We start from the raw sequence: 4,235 nt of genomic DNA on the forward strand, positions 1-4,235 counted from the left end.
ACATCGACTACGACGACAATGACGAGCGGATGATTCAAGACTTCTTTGAGCAGTTTACCGAGATGTACGAACGAGCTGGTTTCACCGACATCCAGACCCGCGATACCGGTCAGGCACCCGGGCTGGACATCCACGAGATCTGCGGAGTACGTATGGGCAAAGACCCTAAAACCTCCTTACTCAACAAGTGGAACCAACTACACGCTTGCCCCAATGTATTTGTTACCGACGGTTCATCCATGACCTCCACCAGCACCCAAAACCCTTCCCTCACCTACATGGCCTTCGTCGCCCGCGCCGTGGACCATGCTGTGAAGGAGAAGAATAAACTGAATTTGTGATTTAGATTAAAAAATTCCCAAAGCACCACCCAGGGCGGTGGCTAAGCCTAGAAAACTTAGAAAACCCATAATGTCGGTGACGGTAGTCAAAACAATAGACGAAGACTGAGCGGGGTCTTGGCCGACCGCTTTCAAGACGATAGGAACTACCGCCCCCGAGAAGCCCGCGATCACCATTGATAGTATCATGGATGTACCAATGACCAAGGCGATTCCGAATGATGAGGCCCAGAAGTAGGCGATGAGGGCAGTAGTTAAAGCTATGGCAACCCCGTTGATAAAGCCAACCGCTACTTCTTTCTTCGCTACGCGCCACCACTGGTCCGTTTGAATTTCACGCAGAGCCAGTCCGCGTATGGTCACCGCCAATGCCTGAGAACCGGTATTGCCCGATTGCCCCGCCACTACCGGAAGAAATACGGCTAGCACTGTAACCTGGGCAATAGTCTCTTCGAACATGCCCACGATAGAGGCTGCTAAAAAGGCGGTAACTAAATTGATCTGTAACCAGGGCAAGCGCTTCTTAACCGCAAACCAAGCACTGGATAGGGCGCGCTCCTCTCTACCCGCTCCAAACATAGCCAATACATCTTCCGAAGCATCTTTTTGCGTAGCGGCTATTAGAGTCTCGCTGCGAATAACGCCCAGCAAATTGTTGTCTAGATCAACTACCGCGAGGTTGATAATTTTTCCTTCCTCAAAGAGCTTCACCGCTTCCTCAGCCGGAGACATGACCTGAATACTTTCACTTGGCTCCAGTAGCTCTTCTAGGGTGGTACTCAGGGATGATATGGCTATATTCTGGATAAAGACCCTACCCAGCAATGTACCGGCAGCACTGGTCACGTATACACTCAGCACTTTTCTATCACCTATTTTCCGTAGCTTCTCTAGTACCTGATCTACCGTGGTGGTAGGGCTAAACGTGATGATCTGGGTATCCATCAGGTAGCCCGCGGCCTCCGGGGGATAGGTCAGCGTCTCCCGAATGGCCTTTGACTTATCATCGGGAAGGAGTTCAAGTTTGCGCTCGATAGTCGTGGGGCTGGCTCGAGACAGTAGCTTCGCCGCCGAGTAGGTATCTAGTGCCTCGAAGACAGTCAAAAACCGTCGATCGTCTAATGCTTCCAGCACCTTAGATTGCATATCGGGGGCCAGGTTTACTAGTACTTCTTGGGCTGGATCTACCGGTTGAGTCCGTAGATAATCAAGCACTTCCTCTGGGCTTAACGTATTAAAAATGCTGGTTGCTTCTTCGGGAAACCGTTGAATGTACGTATTGGCTAATTTACGTTTAATAGCAGCTATTTCCATAGTGGTGTACGGTTTTAAGATTTTGTTTGGTGGTCGGTGCCCCCGAGCAGGCCAGTCAGCCCGACTAAGTAGAGGTCTCCTAATGCACTGCCGGCTTTTACTTCTAACCGGTCGGTGCTGACACTGGTCAGTGTTAGCTTGGATAGGGTGCCGCGCGAAACAATCCCCAATACCTGATTCTCGGCGTTCACCACTGGTAGGTATACCATAGCATCATCCCAATGCTCCAGTACGTCCTTTACCGACATGGTGGCAACAACTGTGGATGGCGCGGGCTTCATAATTGAGTGGATAATCTTCTCCGGGCTGTTAGATAATAGATCGGTTGCTTCCAGGTAGCCAACTAGCATCTTTTCTTTACTAACCACAAACATCTGCGGCTGAACCGTAACTTGGGTTGCTTTAATTTCGGACAGCACCTTTTCTACGCTACTGCTTTCGGACAACGTAAGAAAACTAGGCTCCAAATGAGCGCCCACTTGATTGCGACTAAACGTGAGAGAACGCTTGAGAGGCTTTCTTACATCCGGTGGAAGATCCACTATTATTTGTTTACGTAACGAAGGCTTCATCGCTCGTAGAATAGGTTCGGAAATGTCGATCGGAAGCGCCCCGATAACGTTGGTTGCCTGCGCAACCGGCATTTTTTCCAGCACTTTTACCGCCCGGTACGGGGCCATACCGGATAGGATAATCTTGATCTTATCGGGAGCCACGTTTTCTAGCAACAGGGCTATCTCATCAATTTCTAACGCTTCAATCGCCGCCACAGCGGTATTTCGGTGGCGGGTGAGGAACTGGTCAATAAAGCGCTGATCGTTATGTATTTTCATCTTCCCTAACTATAGTGACATTATGCTCATTAAATCTCTTGGCGGGAACGACTACCAAACCCACTTTAGTCTCCAGTGAAACGGCGTGATCCGTAATCTTAACAATGGTGCCTTCAATATCTTCTAATCTGATTCGGGTACCCAGTTGGTGGCTTTTTCTAAAGTAATAAGCTCCCAAAATATTACTAACCGAGGTTTTAGCCCCCAGTCCGAACGAAAACGAAGCCCCAAATAGTAAGAATGCCAGCAGAACGACGAACAGATCTTTAAGAAAGACTATATCTATTCCGATCTGATCCACCGCTACTACCAGCGTAATAAACAGGATAAGGTACTTCACCAGATTACTTAGGTACTTACCACTACTGCTTCCGGTTCTTAGTGCTGCTTTCCTGATTAGCTTGGCCAGCAAGCGACTAAGAGTAATACCTGCTAAGGCAATAACGATGGCCGCGATAAGGTTAGGTACGTACTCAATAATTCTATCTAGCCAAACCCCCGAAAGAGTCAACCCCAATATTTGTAGGCCAATTAATAACGATACGACAATTGCGATCCAGAAAAAAAGGGTGGAGATAAACGTAGCGGTGCCCCTTAAGTCAACATTTAGGGTTGAGCGCTGCAAGCCTCGGTTCACTCTACTATTAAGATAGAGGATTAATCGTCTAACTCCCCCTTCGATAAGGCGTCCCAAAAGGTATCCTAACAGAAGAACGGATAAAGCAATTAATAACCTTGGCAAGAACTCACTGGCGCCCGATAGTAGGTTTTCCAGATATACGTAAATATCCTGTTTCATTCGCAGATGTTAGGTTTAGCTAGCCTGATTGTGGTTTCAATTTAGGTATTTTCCTGAGTGAAACTACTTAAGGCGGATTAAATACACTGAAGCAAGCTAAAGTTTGGCTGATCTTCTGATGTATAGCTAGTGGTAAATGAGAATAAGAGCAATTTAGGTGGTTAATTAAGTGCTACCTATCTGCCATTTGCAACCTATGCTATAAATTGTGTTGCCCCGGAAAACGATATCTTCTAACTTGTAGACCGTAGAAACTGACGTAAAGGAAGAATTTTAAAGCATGAAACTACCGAAAACTTCTTCTACCGGATATCTAGTAAATGGCATTATTTTCCTTCTAGCCGCCGCTCTGCATTTTCTGAATTTAAACTACCTCACTGAATTGCATAAGTTTCGCATTGTACTACCCCCAATCTTATTTTTAATGGCATCTATAGCGAATTTTGTGGGTTATTTCAGGGTGAGAAGGTCATCGGATAAGAATTAATACTGAGTTATCTGTTTGCGATTTACTACGCAATGGGTAGTTGATCGCAAACACAGTATTGATAAAAATTTACGATTATATAGAGCGAGTCCTACATCTACTATTCATTTAACAACTCCAATGCTGCCGCACTCATGGCTCGGATGCCCGTTTTAATGGTGGGTTCGGGAAGCGGGGCGTAAGTAGGGGAGTGCAAAGAGGGTAGCTTGGTACCGGTTTCTTCGGCTTCTTTCACCTTCTGGGGATCTACGGCACCCAGCCAGAACATACAGATGGGCACTTTTTCGTCCTGCATCCCGAAACGACTAAAATCCTCACCTACCATATTAGGCGGAGTTTCCACTACCTTATCTTCCCCCAGCGTTTCTTTGAAAACTGCCACCAAGCGATTGGTCAATTCAGTGTCATTAACGGTAGCCGGAGTCTGCGGATCGCGGATGCTGATTTTGGGATATTTTTCT

At 46.9% G+C, this 4,235-nt stretch carries 5 protein-coding genes; 1 reads left to right on the forward strand and 4 read right to left on the reverse strand.

Annotated features, from left to right (window positions below):
* Positions 1-341: GMC oxidoreductase (locus WBA23_RS10105; protein ID WP_424582157.1), on the forward strand; the 341-nt coding region annotated here is incomplete at its 5' end.
* Positions 342-347: 6 nt separating this feature from the next.
* Here the strand turns inward: WBA23_RS10105 and mgtE are convergent.
* The 4 genes from mgtE to WBA23_RS10125 all read right to left on the reverse strand — a co-directional run.
* Entirely contained in the window at positions 348-1,655 is a 1,308-nt protein-coding gene (gene mgtE / locus WBA23_RS10110) for a magnesium transporter (protein WP_424582158.1), read from the reverse strand.
* Between the two features lie 14 nt (positions 1,656-1,669).
* A complete protein-coding gene (locus WBA23_RS10115) occupies positions 1,670-2,488 on the reverse strand; it encodes a CBS domain-containing protein (protein WP_424582159.1) in 819 nt (272 codons plus the stop codon).
* Entirely contained in the window at positions 2,475-3,287 is an 813-nt protein-coding gene (locus WBA23_RS10120; protein ID WP_424582160.1) for a mechanosensitive ion channel family protein, read from the reverse strand. The genes WBA23_RS10115 and WBA23_RS10120 overlap by 14 nt, the downstream gene beginning before the upstream one ends.
* Before the next feature lie 587 nt (positions 3,288-3,874).
* The coding region (locus tag WBA23_RS10125) for a M20/M25/M40 family metallo-hydrolase (RefSeq protein ID WP_424582161.1) at positions 3,875-4,235 on the reverse strand (361 nt) is incomplete at its 5' end.

The sequence above is a fragment of the Tunicatimonas sp. genome, from assembly GCF_049647865.1.
In the GTDB taxonomy this organism is placed as follows: Bacteria; Bacteroidota; Bacteroidia; order Cytophagales; family Cyclobacteriaceae; genus Tunicatimonas.

Bases quoted from the DNA above. Each gene is read 5' to 3' on its own strand.
- WBA23_RS10115 (WP_424582159.1), bottom strand. From the start codon at position 2,488: ATGAAAATACATAACGATCAGCGCTTTATTGACCAGTTCCTCACCCGC.
- WBA23_RS10120 (WP_424582160.1), bottom strand. From the start codon at position 3,287: ATGAAACAGGATATTTACGTATATCTGGAAAACCTACTATCGGGCGCC.
- mgtE (WP_424582158.1), bottom strand. From the start codon at position 1,655: ATGGAAATAGCTGCTATTAAACGTAAATTAGCCAATACGTACATTCAA.